This window comes from Streptomyces sp. NPDC088261, from assembly GCF_044740805.1.
Classification (GTDB): Bacteria; Actinomycetota; Actinomycetes; order Streptomycetales; family Streptomycetaceae; genus Streptomyces.
Genome location: NZ_JBIURL010000005.1, coordinates 20,746 through 34,967, shown reverse-complemented (window position 1 = coordinate 34,967; position 14,222 = coordinate 20,746). Strand labels below are relative to the sequence as shown.

At 71.8% G+C, this 14,222-nt stretch carries 12 protein-coding genes; 2 read left to right on the top strand and 10 right to left on the bottom strand.

Annotated features, from left to right (window positions below; all coding sequences use genetic code 11):
- Positions 1 to 87 precede the first annotated feature (87 nt).
- A complete protein-coding gene (locus ACIODU_RS11965; protein ID WP_401766817.1) occupies positions 88 to 648 on the bottom strand; it encodes a YqgE/AlgH family protein in 561 nt (186 codons plus the stop codon).
- A gap of 263 nt (positions 649 to 911) precedes the next feature.
- Here ACIODU_RS11965 and murA point away from each other — a divergent pair, with 263 nt between their 5' ends.
- Positions 912 to 2,252 carry a UDP-N-acetylglucosamine 1-carboxyvinyltransferase gene (gene murA, locus ACIODU_RS11960; RefSeq protein ID WP_161307383.1) on the top strand — a complete coding sequence of 447 codons (1,341 nt, stop codon included), beginning with the start codon at positions 912 to 914 and terminating at the stop codon, positions 2,250 to 2,252.
- Positions 2,253 to 2,542: 290 nt separating this feature from the next.
- Here the strand turns inward: murA and ACIODU_RS11955 are convergent, their stop codons facing one another.
- The 8 genes from ACIODU_RS11955 to ACIODU_RS11920 all read right to left on the bottom strand — a co-directional run bounded on the left by ACIODU_RS11955 (position 2,543) and on the right by ACIODU_RS11920 (position 12,073).
- Positions 2,543 to 2,824: an HU family DNA-binding protein gene (locus ACIODU_RS11955; protein WP_003954777.1), complete on the bottom strand. Its 282-nt coding sequence runs from the start codon at positions 2,822 to 2,824 to the stop codon at positions 2,543 to 2,545.
- 385 nt (positions 2,825 to 3,209) lie between these two features.
- The gene (locus ACIODU_RS11950) at positions 3,210 to 4,652 is read right to left on the bottom strand and encodes an NAD-dependent malic enzyme (protein ID WP_356428784.1); all 1,443 of its coding nucleotides are present in this window, start codon (positions 4,650 to 4,652) and stop codon (positions 3,210 to 3,212) included.
- A 483-nt stretch (positions 4,653 to 5,135) separates the two neighbouring features.
- Positions 5,136 to 7,718, bottom strand: coding sequence for a HelD family protein (locus ACIODU_RS11945; protein ID WP_401766813.1), 2,583 nt, complete (start codon positions 7,716 to 7,718; stop codon positions 5,136 to 5,138).
- A gap of 62 nt (positions 7,719 to 7,780) precedes the next feature.
- Positions 7,781 to 8,725: a zf-HC2 domain-containing protein gene (locus ACIODU_RS11940; RefSeq protein WP_356428787.1), complete on the bottom strand. Its 945-nt coding sequence runs from the start codon at positions 8,723 to 8,725 to the stop codon at positions 7,781 to 7,783.
- Positions 8,722 to 9,339 (bottom strand): sigma-70 family RNA polymerase sigma factor, encoded by a 618-nt coding sequence (locus ACIODU_RS11935; protein WP_161307379.1) that lies wholly within the window; start codon positions 9,337 to 9,339, stop codon positions 8,722 to 8,724. Before ACIODU_RS11935 ends, ACIODU_RS11940 begins: the two co-directional genes overlap by 4 nt.
- Before the next feature lie 102 nt (positions 9,340 to 9,441).
- On the bottom strand, positions 9,442 to 10,041 hold the full coding sequence (locus ACIODU_RS11930; RefSeq protein ID WP_356428790.1) for an ABATE domain-containing protein: 600 nt from the start codon (positions 10,039 to 10,041) through the stop codon (positions 9,442 to 9,444).
- Positions 10,042 to 10,151: 110 nt separating this feature from the next.
- Positions 10,152 to 11,291: a uroporphyrinogen-III synthase gene (locus tag ACIODU_RS11925; RefSeq protein WP_401766809.1), complete on the bottom strand. Its 1,140-nt coding sequence runs from the start codon at positions 11,289 to 11,291 to the stop codon at positions 10,152 to 10,154.
- Positions 11,292 to 11,500: 209 nt separating this feature from the next.
- Positions 11,501 to 12,073, bottom strand: coding sequence for a TetR/AcrR family transcriptional regulator (locus ACIODU_RS11920; protein ID WP_161307376.1), 573 nt, complete (start codon positions 12,071 to 12,073; stop codon positions 11,501 to 11,503).
- A gap of 240 nt (positions 12,074 to 12,313) precedes the next feature.
- On the opposite strand from ACIODU_RS11920, the gene ACIODU_RS11915 reads away from it, so the two are divergent.
- Positions 12,314 to 13,849, top strand: a complete 1,536-nt coding sequence (locus ACIODU_RS11915) for a DHA2 family efflux MFS transporter permease subunit (protein WP_356428796.1) — start codon at positions 12,314 to 12,316, stop codon at positions 13,847 to 13,849.
- Between the two features lie 10 nt (positions 13,850 to 13,859).
- On the opposite strand, the gene ACIODU_RS11910 is transcribed toward ACIODU_RS11915, so the two are convergent.
- Positions 13,860 to 14,045 (bottom strand): hypothetical protein, encoded by a 186-nt coding sequence (locus ACIODU_RS11910; RefSeq protein WP_356428799.1) that lies wholly within the window; start codon positions 14,043 to 14,045, stop codon positions 13,860 to 13,862.
- Positions 14,046 to 14,222 lie beyond the last annotated feature (177 nt).

The window sequence follows — 14,222 nt, the reverse complement described above, 5'->3', positions numbered from 1 at the left end:
GAGGCCGAACGGAGGCTCCGGGTCCCCGCTCTCCGGAACCATTCGCTCACGCATCGCTCCCGTACGCCCCCCACGGGGGGCGCGGCCTCAGTTCAGTGAGGGATCGTCGGGGTAGGTGGCCACCATGGCCAGCTCACCGCGCTGCCTGCGCAGCACCGCCCGCCACAGCCCCTCCGGGCGCGGCGACGACACGTCGCCCGGCTCCGACTCGACCACGTACCACGCCCCTTCGGTCAGCTCGGCCTCCAGCTGCCCCGGCCCCCAGCCCGCGTACCCGGCGAAGATCCGCAGCGAGCCCAGCGCCCGTACGAGCAGCTCGGGCGGGGTCTCCAGGTCGACCAGGCCGATCGCCCCGTACACCCTGCGCCAGCCGAGCGGCCCCTCGTCGCCGGGGATGACGGCGAGCCCGAGCGCGGAGTCGAGCGAGACGGGGCCGCCCTGGAACACGACCCCGGGCTCCCCCGCGTGGTCCGCCCAGGACTCCAGGATGTCCCCCACGTCCACGGGGGTGGGCCTGTTGAGGACCACGCCGAGCGAACCCTCCTCGTCGTGGTCGAGCAGCAGCACAACAGCGCGATCGAAATTCGGGTCCGCCAGAGCGGGTGTCGCGACCAGCAACCGCCCTGTGAGCGAGGACACCTCGGTCATGCGACACATGATCTCGCACATTCGCGCCGTACGGGCCCCGCGCGGCAGAGTGAGCGGGGGACGCAGCTCACGACGCACCGGGGCGGCTCGGACACCGCGCGGCGGGAAAATGGGACGGTGACCCTCCGCGAGGAACGCGGAACAGAACGTGTCCTGCCGGATCCATTACGGGTCCGGGACGTCCTCGCCCTTACGGGGCAGGGGCCCCGGCCCCTTACCCTTTTGCTTGGCCACCTGCCCGCCCACTCCGGAACGCGAGATTCATGACCGTCAAAGACGATGTAATGCTTGTCCACGGCGGAACCCCGCTGGAGGGTGAGATCCGCGTTCGCGGTGCGAAGAACCTGGTGCCGAAGGCCATGGTCGCCGCACTGCTCGGCAGCGGCCCCAGCCGGTTGCGCAACGTACCGGACATCCGTGACGTACGGGTCGTACGCGGACTGCTCCAGCTGCACGGCGTCACCGTCCGCCCCGGTGACGAACCGGGCGAGCTGATCCTCGACCCGACGTACGTCGAGAGCGCCAACGTCGCCGACATCGACGCGCACGCGGGCTCGTCGCGCATCCCGATCCTGTTCTGCGGCCCGCTGCTGCACCGGCTCGGGCACGCCTTCATCCCCGGTCTGGGCGGCTGCGACATCGGCGGCCGGCCCATCGACTTCCACTTCGACGTGCTGCGCCAGTTCGGCGCGACGATCGAGAAGCGCGCGGACGGCCAGTACCTGGAGGCCCCGCAGCGGCTGCGCGGCACGAAGATCAGGCTGCCGTACCCCTCGGTCGGCTCGACGGAACAGGTGCTGCTGACGGCCGTCCTGGCCGAGGGCGTCACGGAGCTGTCGAACGCCGCGGTGGAGCCGGAGATCGAGGACCTGATCTGCGTGCTCCAGAAGATGGGCGCGATCATCTCCATGGACACCGACCGGACGATCCGGATCACCGGGGTCGACCGGCTCGACGGCTACACGCACCGCGCCATCCCCGACCGGCTGGAGGCCGCCTCCTGGGCGTCCGCCGCGCTGGCCACCGAGGGGAACATCTACGTCCGCGGCGCGCAGCAGCGGTCGATGATGACCTTCCTCAACACCTACCGCAAGGTCGGTGGCGCCTTCGAGATCGACGACGAGGGCATCCGGTTCTGGCACCCGGGCGGCTCCCTCAACGCGATCGCCCTGGAGACGGACGTCCACCCCGGCTTCCAGACCGACTGGCAGCAGCCGCTGGTCGTGGCGCTGACGCAGGCGTCGGGGCTGTCCATCGTGCACGAGACGGTGTACGAGTCGCGGCTCGGCTTCACCTCGGCGCTCAACCAGATGGGCGCGCACATCCAGCTCTACCGGGAGTGCCTGGGCGGCTCGGACTGCCGCTTCGGCCAGCGGAACTTCCTGCACTCGGCCGTCGTGTCGGGCCCCACGAAGCTCCAGGGCGCCGATCTGGTCATCCCCGACCTGCGCGGCGGCTTCTCGTACCTGATCGCGGCGCTGGCGGCGCAGGGCACCTCGCGGGTGCACGGCATCGACCTGATCAACCGGGGTTACGAGAACTTCATGGACAAGCTCACCGAGCTGGGCGCGAAGGTCGAGCTGCCGGGCGGCTCGCTCGTCTGACGCACGTCTCTCGTCTCACGCACGTTTCCCGTCCGACGCACGTCTCTCGTCCGAGCCGTGCTCCGCACGCCGGGGGCACATGCCACCGGAATCCCTCTGTACGGCGCTGATGGCCTCGCTCCCCCGGGCGGGGCCCATCGGGTGCACCGGGACGTTCTGGGCCGTACACGCCCGGTCTGTGGCCTTCTGGGGGACAACACAGGGCGTCGGGACGGCCTCCGGGGGACAACACAGGGGCGGCCATCCGGTTGGATGGCCGCCCCTGTGCCGTGCTTGTTCGCCTGTGGGTGTTACTTGCCCTTGGCGGCTTCCTTGAGCTTGGAGCCCGCGGAGACCTTCACGCTGTAGCCGGCCGGGATCTGGATCGGGTCGCCGGTCTGCGGGTTACGAGCGGTCCGAGCGGCACGGTGGGTGCGCTCGAAGGTCAGGAAGCCGGGGATGGTGACCTTCTCGTCGCCCTTGGCGACGATCTCGCCGACGGTCTCGGCGAGAGCGGCCAGCACGGCGTCGGCGTCCTTGCGGGTCACCTCGGCGCGGTCGGCCAGGGCGGCCACCAGCTCACTGCGGTTCATGTTGTTACTCCCGTGTTCTTCTTGCCTGTGAGGCGTGAGATCGAAGCCGATGCTGCCAGGGCCCTCGGACAGTCCCCGGACCCGGGTCTGCTGACAGACCCTCGCGCCCGAATACGCATCCTGCCCCCACCAGCGGCGGGAAAGCCAATCCGGCACCCTCCGGAGTCACACGAAAAGCGCCACTGCCTCGTCGTCGTGACGTTCCGTCGACTCTGTGGAGACTCCTTGGAGCCTTGGCCGCCCTTTGGACCCCCCGGAGGCCCTGAAAACCTCACTGGAGCGGCGGGGCCCATGGTCCGCCACCCTAGAGGGGGCCGTGACGCCCGGCGAATCGCGACGCGCCGGGCACAGGGCGGACCGTCCGTGACGTTCCCCGGGCGGACGCTCAGACGGACGTCGCCGACACGGAGGGTGACACCGTCACCCCGGCGGCCTTCGCCGCGTCCCGTACGGCACCGGCGACGGACGACGCGACCTTGTCGTTGAAGACCGAGGGCACGATGTAGTTCGGGTTCAGCTCGTCCTCGGTGACGACGTCCGCCAGGGCGGTCGCCGCGGCCAGCATCATCTCCGTGTTGACCGTTCTCGACTGCGCGTCCAGCAGGCCGCGGAAGACGCCGGGGAAGACCAGCACGTTGTTGATCTGGTTGGGGAAGTCGGAGCGTCCCGTGGCCACCACGGCCGCCGACTCGCGGGCCACCGCCGGGTCGACCTCCGGGTCCGGATTCGCGAGCGCGAAGACGATCGCCTTGTCGGCCATCGCCTTGACGTCGTCGCCGTCCAGCACGTTCGGGGCGGAGACGCCGATGAACACGTCCGCGCCGACGACGGCCTCCTTGAGGGTGCCGGTGACGCCCTCCGGGTTGGTGTTGTCGGCGATCCAGCGCAGCGGCGACTCGGCGGCGGCCTCGACCAGGTCCTCGCGGCCCGCGTGCACGACGCCGTGGATGTCGGCGACGACGGCGTGCTTGACGCCGGCCGCGATGAGCAGCTTGAGGATGGCCGTACCGGCGGCGCCCGCGCCGGACATGACGACCCGTACGTCACCGATGCCCTTGCCGACCACGCGCAGCGCGTTGGTCAGCGCGGCCTGCACCACGATCGCCGTGCCGTGCTGGTCGTCGTGGAAGACCGGGATGTCCAGCGCCTCGCGCAGCCGCGCCTCGATCTCGAAGCAGCGGGGCGCGGAGATGTCCTCCAGGTTGATGCCCGCGAAGCCGGGGGCGATCGCCTTGACGATCTCGACGATGGCGTCGGTGTCCTGGGTGTCCAGGCAGAGCGGCCAGGCGTCGATGCCGGCGAAGCGCTTGAACAGGGCCGCCTTGCCCTCCATCACGGGGAGCGCGGCCATCGGGCCGATGTTGCCCAGGCCCAGCACCGCGGAGCCGTCCGTGACGACCGCGACGGAGTTGCGCTTGATGGTGAGGCGGCGGGCGTCCTCGGGGTTCCTGGCGATCGCCATGCAGACCCGGGCGACCCCCGGGGTGTAGATCATCGAGAGGTCGTCACGGTTGCGGATGGGATGCTTGGACTGCATCTCGATCTTGCCGCCGAGGTGCATCAGGAACGTACGGTCGGAGACCTTGCCGAGGGTCACGCCCTCGATGCCGCGCAGCTGCTCGACGATCTGTTCCGCGTGCCCGGTGGACGTCGCCGCGATCGTGACGTCGATCCGCAGCTTCTCGTGGCCGGACGCGGTCACGTCCAGGCCGGTCACCGAGCCACCGGAGGATTCCACGGCCGTGGTCAGCTGGGACACAGCCGTCCCGCTCGCGGGGACCTCCAGCCTGACCGTCATCGAGTACGAGACGCTTGGCGCCGTTGCCATGACCGTGTTCCTCTGCTTTCACTGGCTTTTGTTCGAAAGGCACCGTCGCGCGTCGGAGCGCTGGGCCCGGCGCGCGTACCGATGGTCGCACCTACCGGCGCGTAGCCGGTAAAGGTCCCGCGTCCCCCGCGTCCGTGGAAGGTGCCTTCCATCAGGCGGGTGAGCGTAACAAGCGGTCCCGCCAACAGAAGCAGGCCCCCACCAACCATCGGTGAAGGCCCGCTGAACGGAAACCCCGTCGCCGGACTCGGCGGAGAACTCAATGAACTCAATGCGCCGGGGCTCGTCGAACGACGAGGGAAACCGGAGGACGACGAGAGAAACCGGAAGTAAAGGCGGCACCGACCCGCCATGCTCGCCTCGCGGCAAGAGGTCGCTCTAGGCGACGAAGGTTGGGCCCGGGGGCTTGGATCGGGTCGGTGCCATGACCAGGCTAACAAACCACTCCCGAAAGTGATTCCTTCCTGACGAGTTGACCGGGAATCAATCCCGGAGCAGGTCCGGCACCCCCTCCGCGTCGGGCTCGTCGCGGACCCCCGACACGACCGTGAGCTGCTGCGTCGCCCGGGTGAGCGCCACGTACAACACCCGCAGCCCGGCCGGGGACTCGTCGGCGATCTCCGCCGGGGAGACGACGACCGTCGCGTCGTACTCCAGGCCCTTGGCCTCCAGGCTGCCCAGGGCCACCACCCGCGGCCCCAGTTCGGCCAGCCAGCGGGCCGCCTGCTCACGGCGGTTCATGGCCACGACCACGCCGACCGTGCCGTCCACCCGCTCCAGCAGGTCCCGCGCCTCCGCCCGTACGGTCGCGGCGAGATCGCCGTCCCGTACGACGGTGAAGCGCGGGCGTACGCCGGTGGAGCGCACCGCGGACGGCGACTCCATCCCGGGCATGGCGAGCGCCAGGACCTTCGCGGCCAGCTCGGCGATCTCGGCGGGGTTGCGGTAGTTGACGGTCAGGGTGAAGCGGCGGCGCGGGCGGTTGCCCAGCGCCTCGTCCCTGGCCTCCGCCGCCTCGTCGGGGTCCGTCCAGGACGACTGCGCCGCGTCGCCCACGACCGTCCAGGTGGCGTGCCGGCCCCGGCGGCCGACCATGCGCCACTGCATCGGCGTCAGGTCCTGCGCCTCGTCGACGATGACGTGCGCGTACTCCGTACGCTCCGCGGCCAGCCGCTCGGCCCGCTCGCGCTGGGTCTCCTCGCGCTGCGGCATCAGCTCCTCCAGACCGGTGAGCTGGTCCAGCGGGTCCAGCTCACGGCGCTGCTTCCTGGGACGCGGCGGCGAGCCCAGGAGGGTGTCCAGTTCGTCGAGGAGCGCCACGTCGTGCACGGACAGCGGTCCCTTGCCGTCGGCGCCCAGCCGCCGGAGCGAGCGGGCCAGCCGGCGGTTCTCGCCCTGGTTGAGGACCCGCCGGCTCCAGCGGCCGAGGCGCCGCTCGTCCGCCATGGCGGCGAGCACCCCGCGCGGGGTCAGCTCGGGCCACCAGGCGTCCAGGAACGCGATGAAGGTGTCCTCGGACGCGACGTCCTCGTCGAAGCCGCCGCGCAGCTCGGCGGCGAGTTCCGCGTCCCCCCTCGACGCGTACTCCCCGGCCCGGGACGCGGCGCCGGACTTGGACCACAGGGCGTCCAGGAGGAGCTTCCTGGCGCGCGGGCGCAGCAGGTTCACGGGGGCGGTGCCGCTGAGCGCGGCCTGCCGTACGCGGTTCAGCTCGCCGGCGTCCAGCTCCAGGCGCCGCCCGAAGGCGACGACCCGCAGCAGGTCGGTCCGTACGGCCGGGGTGGGGGTGCCGTCCTCCCGGTCGAAGCCGCCGGAATCGCCGGAATCGCCGGAATCCGTGCCGGAGTCCTCACCGAAGGCGAGCTGTCCGGTGCCGAGCTGTCCGGTACGGGGACCACCGCCCCGCCGCCGGTCACGGCCGCCCCGGCCCTCCTGCGCCCCTGCCCGCCCGCCCGCCGACCCGCCGGACCCGCCGGGCCCACCGGGATGCGCGGAGGGCTCCAGGGCCCCCCTGACCGCTGTACGCAGCACCTTCAGCATTCTGGCCGACCCCTTGACGCGGGCGACGGCCGGTTCGTCGTACGCCGTGGCCTCGGCGCCGTCCACCAGGGACCCGACCGCGCGGATCGCGACCTGGCCCTCCTCGCCGAGGGACGGCAGCACGCCTTCCGTGTACGCGACGAGCAGCGGCGTCGGCGAGACGATCAGGATGCCGCCCGCGTACCGCCGCCGGTCCTGGTAGAGCAGGTACGCGGCCCGGTGCAGCGCGACCGCCGTCTTTCCCGTGCCGGGCCCGCCCGACACCTCGGTGACGGAGGCGGCGGGGGCGCGGATCACCAGATCCTGCTCCGCCTGGATGGAGGAGACGATGTCGCGCATGGTGTGGCTGCGGGCCTGGCCCAGCGCCGCCATCAGCGCGCCGTCCCCGATGACGGCCAGGGCGCGGCCGTCCAGCGAGGCGGTCACCTCGGGGCGCATCAGGTCGTCCTCGACCCCCAGTACCCGGCGGCCCTTGGAGCGGATCACGCGCCGGCGCACGACCCGGCCGGGATCGACCGGGGTGGCGCGGTAGAACGGCGCGGCGGCCGGCGCCCGCCAGTCGATGACCAGCGGCGAGTAGTCGGAGTCGAGGACCCCGATCCGGCCGATGTGCAGCGTCTCGGCGATGTCGGCGGTGAGGTCGGTCCTGATGGCGTCGTCGGCCGGGTCGACCGAGGTGTACGCGCCGTCCGGGCCCTTCTTGCCGTCCTTGCCGGGCAGCAGGTCGATCCGCCCGAACAGGAAGTCCTCGAACTCGTTGTTGAGCCGGTTGAGGTGGATCCCGGCCCGGAAAACCTGTGCGTCGCGCTCGGCGAGGGCGCCCGGCGTACCGACCTGCCCCCGTTTGGCGGCGTCGTTCATTAGGAACTCCGCCTCGTGGATCTTCTCCTCGAGGCGGCGGTACACCTGATCAAGATGGTGCTGTTCGACGCCGATCTCCCGGTCGCGTACGGAGTCGTTCCCCGTGTCGCGTCCGGGATCTACAGCGGGTCCAGCGGATTCAACAGCGGCATCCTGCGCGGCCACCGAGGCCCCCTTCGTGACGTGCAACGGGCAGCCGTCAACCGTACGCGAAGGGGGCGGCTGTGTCAGGCGTCGACCTTCACCAGTGACGTGCCGTCGAACGTCCGGACCTCGAAGTGATCGATGTCCTTGGCCTGCATGGCCGTACCGCCGTGCACGTAGAGGGGTGCCCTGGACCACTTGTTCGGCCCGTCCGGGATGCCGTACCCCCACGCGGGGACCGTCCAGGAGCTGGTGGTCTCCTCCTCGCCGGTCTTGGAGACGGCGATCAGGCTGCACTTCTCCGGGCCCTTGAGGTTCTTGAGCTCCAGCACCGTGTCGGTGCCCCAGCCCTTCTCCCCCATGGCGACGGTGGCGGTGACCTTGGTGGTCGGGTCGGTCGCCGTGACCTTGTCGGTCATCCCGTCGAAGGCGTCCTTGGCCGCGTTGGCCGACGGACTCGGCTCCCCCACCGCCACATTGCCCGTCTTGCCGTCGTCGGAGGTCGCGACCACGGCCGCGAGGGGTCCTCCGACGATCAGCGCGGCGGCGGCCGCGACCAGGTACATGCCCCGGCGCTTGCGCTTGGCGCGCTTGGCCGCGACCTCGTCGACCAGCCGGTCGAGGAGCTGCGGGCTCGGCTGTACGGACACGCTGGGGGTCGCCCGGAGCGAAGGCGGGGCCGGCAGCTGCGCGAAGGGGTCGATCCGCCCCGACGCGCCGGCCTGTCCGAAGGGCAGCTGCCCGAAGGGCGCCGCCCCCGGCGGGGCCTGCCCGAAGGCGCCCCGCACGACCGACCCGCCGCCTGCGGCACCGGGCGCGCCGAACGCCCCCGGTCCATCCGCGAGCATGGCCAGCATCGGCTCCATCCCGGAGAACTCCTCCAGGTGGACGGCGCAGATCTGGCAGCCGGCCAGGTGCTCCTCGAAGGCGGTGGCCTCGGCGTCGTCCAGAACACCTAGGACGTACGCGCCGACGGTTTCGTGCACAGCACTGTCGTCGCCCGGTCCGTACTGATCGTGCGTGGTCATGCCGAGACCCCCCTCTCCTCCAGCGCGAGCTTCATGGAACGCAGTGCGTAGAACACACGTGAACGCACGGTCCCGCTGGGTATGCCGAGCGTCTCTGCGGCCTCGTTGACCGTACGGCCCTTGAAGTACGTCTCTACGAGCACTTCCCTGTGGGCAGGGGTCAAATCATCGAGCGCATCTGAGAGCGTCATCAGCCACAACGCCTTGTCGATCTCGTCCTCCGCGGGCATGACCTCCAGCGGCGACGGATCGACCTCTTGTGGCCGGGCCTGCCGGCTGCGGTGACCGTCGATGACGATACGCCGGGCGACCGTCACCAGCCAGGGTCGGACAGAGCCGGTCGCCCTGTTGAGCTGACCGGCGTTCTTCCAGGCACGGATGAGCGTCTCCTGCACGACGTCCTCGGCCCGCTGCCGATCGCCCGCGACCAGACGCAGTACGTAGGCGAGCAACGGTCCGGCGTGTTCCCGGTAGAGGGCGCGCATCAGCTCTTCGTCAGGTGCTGAGGAAGAGTCGGTACGGGGTGCCTCGCTCCGGTGTCGGGCCCGGTGAGGACGGTCATCGGCCACGGCCGCATCCTTGCGCACCTGGAACCTCCCGGTCGAGACCTTCATGGCTGCTTCTCATGCATCACTACGGTCACGGTGGGAGGGTTCACTCAACGAGGAGTGAGAAAGTTTAAAAATCTTCTCCCCGTCTTTCTGCCGGTCGTCCGGTCAGAGCGGCGCGGCCGCCCTGCGGCGGTGGCGGGCGACCCGCTCGCGGTTGCCGCAGACCTCGCTGGAGCACCAGCGCCGCCGCCGGCCGCGCGAGGTGTCGAGGTACATCCGCCGGCAGCTGTCGCCGTCGCACTGCCGCAGCCGGGACCGGGCGGCCGGGTCGGTGAGCAGGTCCACGGCGTCCCGCGCGATCGCCGCGAGAAGCGCCTCGCACCCGGGCTCGCCCGCCAGGACCCGTACCAGAGCGCCGTCCTCGTCCCGTACGGCCCTGATCCCCGGCGGCGCACCGGCGGCGAGCGCGTTGACGCGCTCCAGCGCGCCCCCGGCGTCGTACCCCTCGATCTCGGCGCGCACCAGCCGGTCGATGCCCTCGCGCAGCTCCGCGAACCGCCCGACCCAGCCGGTGTCGACGGCGACGAGCGCGGTGCCCTCCGGCACCAGTCCCGAGCCGACCAGCCACCGCTCCAGGCGGTCCGCGCGGTCGAGGCGCTCGGCCCGCTCGGCCCCTCTGGGGGCGGGTTCCCCGGTCGCGACCAGGTCCAGACAGACCCGTCCTGAGTCGAACCGCCACTCGTACGAGCCCATGCCCGCCGCCATGTGCCTGTCACCGCCTCGGGGTTCACCGGTGAGCGCCGTCGCCGCGCCGTCTTCTCAGAGTGCCTGCCCCGAAGCGCGTCCGGAACCCCTGCTACCGGCACGCCGTGATGTCAGCGGGTGCCGTACGTGGTGTCGGCCGACGGGTCCAGCGCCAGCCGGTATCCGCGCTTGACCACGGTGTGGATCAGCTTCGGGGCGCCCAGCGCGGTCCTGAGCCGGGCCATCGCCGTCTCCACCGCGTGTTCGTCGCGCCCCGCGCCGGGCAGCGCCCGCAGCAGCTCCCCGCGCGACACCACCCACCCCGGCCGCCGGGTCAGCGCGTGCAGCAGGGCCATGCCCGCCGGGGGTACGGGCCGCAGGTCGCCGTCGACGAGGACGGCGTGGCCGCGTATCTCGACGCGCCGTCCCGCGACCGGCAACGTACGGGCGCGGGCGGGCAGTTCGGCGCAGAGCACGTCGACGAGCGGGCCCATGCGGAAGCGGTCGGGCTGGACCGTGCCGATGCCCCGCGCCTGGAGCGGCAGCGCGGTGACCGGTCCCACGCAGGCCGCCGGCACGTCGTGGCGGAGGGCGTCGACCAGGTCGGCCAGCCGGCCGCGGTGGGCGGCGCGGGCGAGCGTCGCGGCGGCGGCGGGCGCGCTGGTGAAGGTGACGGCGTCCACGGTACGGGCGACGGCGGCGTCGATCAGGCGGTCGAGGGGGCCGGGGTCCGCCGGGGGCGTCCACCGGTGGACCGGTACGGGCACGACGTCGGCGCCCGCGGCCCGCAGCGCCTCGGCGAATCCGGGCAGCGGTTCGCCGTGCAGCTGTACGGCGATCCTGCGCCCCCCGACGCCCTCCCCGAGCAGCCGTTCCAGCACGTCGGCCAGGGACTCGGACGGCGGTGACCACGTCTCGGCCAGCCCGGCGGCCCGGACCGCGCCCCGGACCTTGGGCCCGCGGGCGAGCAATTCCGCGCCGCGCAGCCGGTCGAGCAGCTCCTCCCCGCGTCCCCACCCGGCGGCGGCCTCCACCCAGCCGCGGAGACCGGCGGCCGTGGTCGCCACGACGACGTCCGGTGCGTGCGCGATCAAGTCCTCGGTGGCGGCCTGGAGTTCGGTGTCGTCGGCGGGCGGGACGATCAGCAGGGCGGGCGCGTGCAGGACGGCGCCGCCGCGGCGCCGGAGCAGCTCGCCGAGTTCGGCGGCCCGCCGGACCGCCGTGACGCCGATCGTGAACCCCGAGAGGGGGCCGTGCTGTTGTCCGTCCATGCCTCTCCGGCCCCGCTCGTCCGTCACCCGTCACCGTTGAGGCGGCCGAGCCTGCCAAGGGTGCGTGACGGGCCCGGTGCGCGGGGATGTCGGCGGTGTTACGTACGGGCGCGGCGGACCGGTACCTCGGCGGGGCTGGGCTCGTACGGCATCCGTACGGGCCCCGGCGCGCGCGGGCGAAGGTATACCGCCCGCGGGGCGGCGGCGGGTCAGACGCCCAGGGCGGGGAGGACCACCGCGTCGAGGTAGTCCGAGAGGAACGCGCGGTCGACCGGCTTGTCCTCGATGAGCTGCCGCGCGACGAACGCGCCCACCAGCATGTGGGTGACGAAGGGGAACGCGGGATGGTCCGCCGGCAGCTCGCCGCGGTCCACGGCGCGCCGCAGCAGTATGCCGAGCCCCGTCATCTCCGGCTCGACCAGCAGCTCGCGCAGCGCCTTGTGGAGATCGGGGTTCGCGTGCACGACGTGGAGCAGGCTCCGCATCAGGGCGGCGTCCTCCTCCATCTTGCAGTCGTCGCTGAGCTCGGCCATCGCGTGGAAGTCGCCGCGCAGCGATCCGGTGTCGATCTCCTGGAACGCGGCGGGCTTGTTGTGCCGCAGGGCGCGGACCACCAGCTCGGGCTTGCTCCCCCACTGGCGGTAGAGCGTGGCCTTGCTGGAGCGCGTACGGGCGGCGACGGCGTCCATCGTCAGCGCGTCGTACCCGACCTCACGCAACAGGTCGAGCACCGCCCCGTACATCTCGGCCTCGCGCTCCGGCTTGAGCCTGGTGCCTGCCACGGCCGATCACCTCCACCAACGAACGAAACTGTTTCGTACACTGCCAACGTACCCCGGACCCGCCCCACGCCCGCGACCTGGAGCGTTGCACATCCGCGAACGGGAGCGTCGCACATCCGGGGCGTGAGGAGGTAGCCACCGGCAGTGAATCTTTTGCGTTTCGGCCGGGGCGGTCCTATGGTCGGTCGAGTACGAAACAGTTTCGTTCTCCTCTGTCGTCCCACTTCAGGAGTCCGGCCCATGGCAGCCAAGTCCCCCGCCGACACGTCCGTCGGTGACATACCCCCGCAGAAGCAGGTCCCGCCCGATACGGCGCGGGAGACGGACAGGCCGGAGCGCGCCGGCCACCGGTGGTGGGTGCTGACCGTCATCGCGCTGGCGCAGCTGATGGTCGTCCTCGACGCGACCGTCGTGAACATCGCGCTGCCCTCGGCCCAGCAGGCGCTCGGCTTCAACGACAACAACCGTCAGTGGATCGTCACGTCGTACGCGCTCGCCTTCGGCAGCCTGCTGCTCCTCGGCGGACGGCTGGCCGACCTCATCGGCCGCCGGATCGTCTTCCTCATCGGCGTCGTCGGCTTCGCCGGCGCCTCGGCCCTCGCCGGGGCCGCGCAGAACTTCGAGGTGCTGGTCACCGGCCGCGCGCTCCAGGGCGTCTTCGGCGCGATGCTCGCACCGGCCGCGCTGGCCCTGCTCAACACCACCTTCACCGGGGCCAAGGAGCGCGCCAAGGCCTTCGGCATCTACGGCGCCATCGGCGGCGCGGGCGGCGGCGTCGGCCTGCTGCTCGGCGGTCTGCTCACCGAGCACCTGAGCTGGCGCTGGACGCTCTACGTGAACCTCTTCTTCGCCGTGTTCGCCTTCGCCGGCGGCCTGGTCTTCCTGCGCAAGGGCGCCCCGGCCGACCGGCCGAAGCTCGACCTGCCGGGCACGGTCCTGGTCACCACCGGCCTCTTCGGGCTGGTCTACGGCTTCTCCAACGCCGAGACGCACGACTGGAGCTCTCCGCAGACGTGGGGCTTCCTGCTGGCCGGCGGGGTGCTGCTGGCGGCGTTCAGCTGGTGGCAGACCCGGTCGGAGCACCCGCTGCTGCCGCTGCGCGTCCTGCTCGACCGCGACCGTGGGGCGTCCTTCACGATGCTCGCCATCTCCGGTGCGGGCATGTTCGGCGTCTTCCTCTTCCTGACGTACTACCTCCAGTCCTCGCTGCACTACACGCCGGTCAAGACCGGCCTGGCCTTCCTGCCGATGATCGGCATCCTGATGGTCGCCGCGACGCTGGTCACCAACAGCCTGCTGCCCAAATACGGCCCCCGGCCGATCGTCCCGCTGGGCATGGCGATGGCCGCCGCCGGCATGGCGTGGCTCACCGCGCTCGACCTGACCAGCACCTACTCGGCCCATGTGCTCCCGCCGCTGCTGGTCATCGGCTTCGGGCTCGGCCTGGTGATGCCGACCGCGATGAGCGTGTCCACCTCCGGGGTCTCCGTGGAGGACGCGGGGGTGGCCTCGGCCACCGTCAACACCATGCAGCAGGTGGGGGGTTCGATCGGCACCGCGCTGCTGAGCACGCTGGCGGCGAGCGCGGCGACGACCTACCTGTCGGACCGGAAGCCGACCCCGGGCACGCTCGCCCAGGCGCAGCTGGAGAGCTACTCGACCGCCTACTGGTGGTCGGCCGGCATCTTCGCCGTCGGCGCGGTGCTCGCCCTGGTGATGTACCGGGGCGGCCGCCCGCAACCGGCGCCGGAGGGAGTCCAGGCCGTCCACATGTAGCGGCGGGCGGTCAGCGGGAGGCGGCGGCCGGGTGCGGGTGGTTCTCCAGCTCCCGGCCGTACGCCAGCGCCGCGCCGTAGTCGCCCACCCGCCGCGCGTCCGCCCGCTGCTTGAGCAGGGCGGCGCAGACGTCGCAGCCGGGCAGCGCGCGCCCGCGCGCTCCCCGGTGGTCGCGGCCTTGTTCCGACTTTCGCATGTGCCTTCCGTCCTCGTGCCGATGCCGTCCGTTTCCGTGCTCCCACCAGGATCGGTACGTTTCGGGGCGTCCGGGCAGAGGCGGGCCGTAGCCGGGGCGACAGAGGACACAGACGGGGGACACGGGACCGCCGAACGTGGGCGCGCGTCCCCGGTGACGTGGACGCGCGCCACCGGG

What these genes read in the sequence shown, in the direction of transcription:
- ACIODU_RS11965 (WP_401766817.1), bottom strand. Translation starts at nt 648, where the DNA reads ATGACCGAGGTGTCCTCGCTCACAGGGCGGTTGCTGGTCGCGACACCC.
- murA (WP_161307383.1), top strand. Translation starts at nt 912, where the DNA reads ATGACCGTCAAAGACGATGTAATGCTTGTCCACGGCGGAACCCCGCTG.
- ACIODU_RS11955 (WP_003954777.1), bottom strand. Translation starts at nt 2,824, where the DNA reads ATGAACCGCAGTGAGCTGGTGGCCGCCCTGGCCGACCGCGCCGAGGTG.
- ACIODU_RS11950 (WP_356428784.1), bottom strand. Translation starts at nt 4,652, where the DNA reads ATGGCAACGGCGCCAAGCGTCTCGTACTCGATGACGGTCAGGCTGGAG.
- ACIODU_RS11940 (WP_356428787.1), bottom strand. Translation starts at nt 8,725, where the DNA reads ATGACCACGCACGATCAGTACGGACCGGGCGACGACAGTGCTGTGCAC.
- ACIODU_RS11935 (WP_161307379.1), bottom strand. Translation starts at nt 9,339, where the DNA reads ATGAAGGTCTCGACCGGGAGGTTCCAGGTGCGCAAGGATGCGGCCGTG.
- ACIODU_RS11930 (WP_356428790.1), bottom strand. Translation starts at nt 10,041, where the DNA reads ATGGCGGCGGGCATGGGCTCGTACGAGTGGCGGTTCGACTCAGGACGG.
- ACIODU_RS11925 (WP_401766809.1), bottom strand. Translation starts at nt 11,291, where the DNA reads ATGGACGGACAACAGCACGGCCCCCTCTCGGGGTTCACGATCGGCGTC.
- ACIODU_RS11915 (WP_356428796.1), top strand. Translation starts at nt 12,314, where the DNA reads ATGGCAGCCAAGTCCCCCGCCGACACGTCCGTCGGTGACATACCCCCG.
- ACIODU_RS11910 (WP_356428799.1), bottom strand. Translation starts at nt 14,045, where the DNA reads ATGCGAAAGTCGGAACAAGGCCGCGACCACCGGGGAGCGCGCGGGCGC.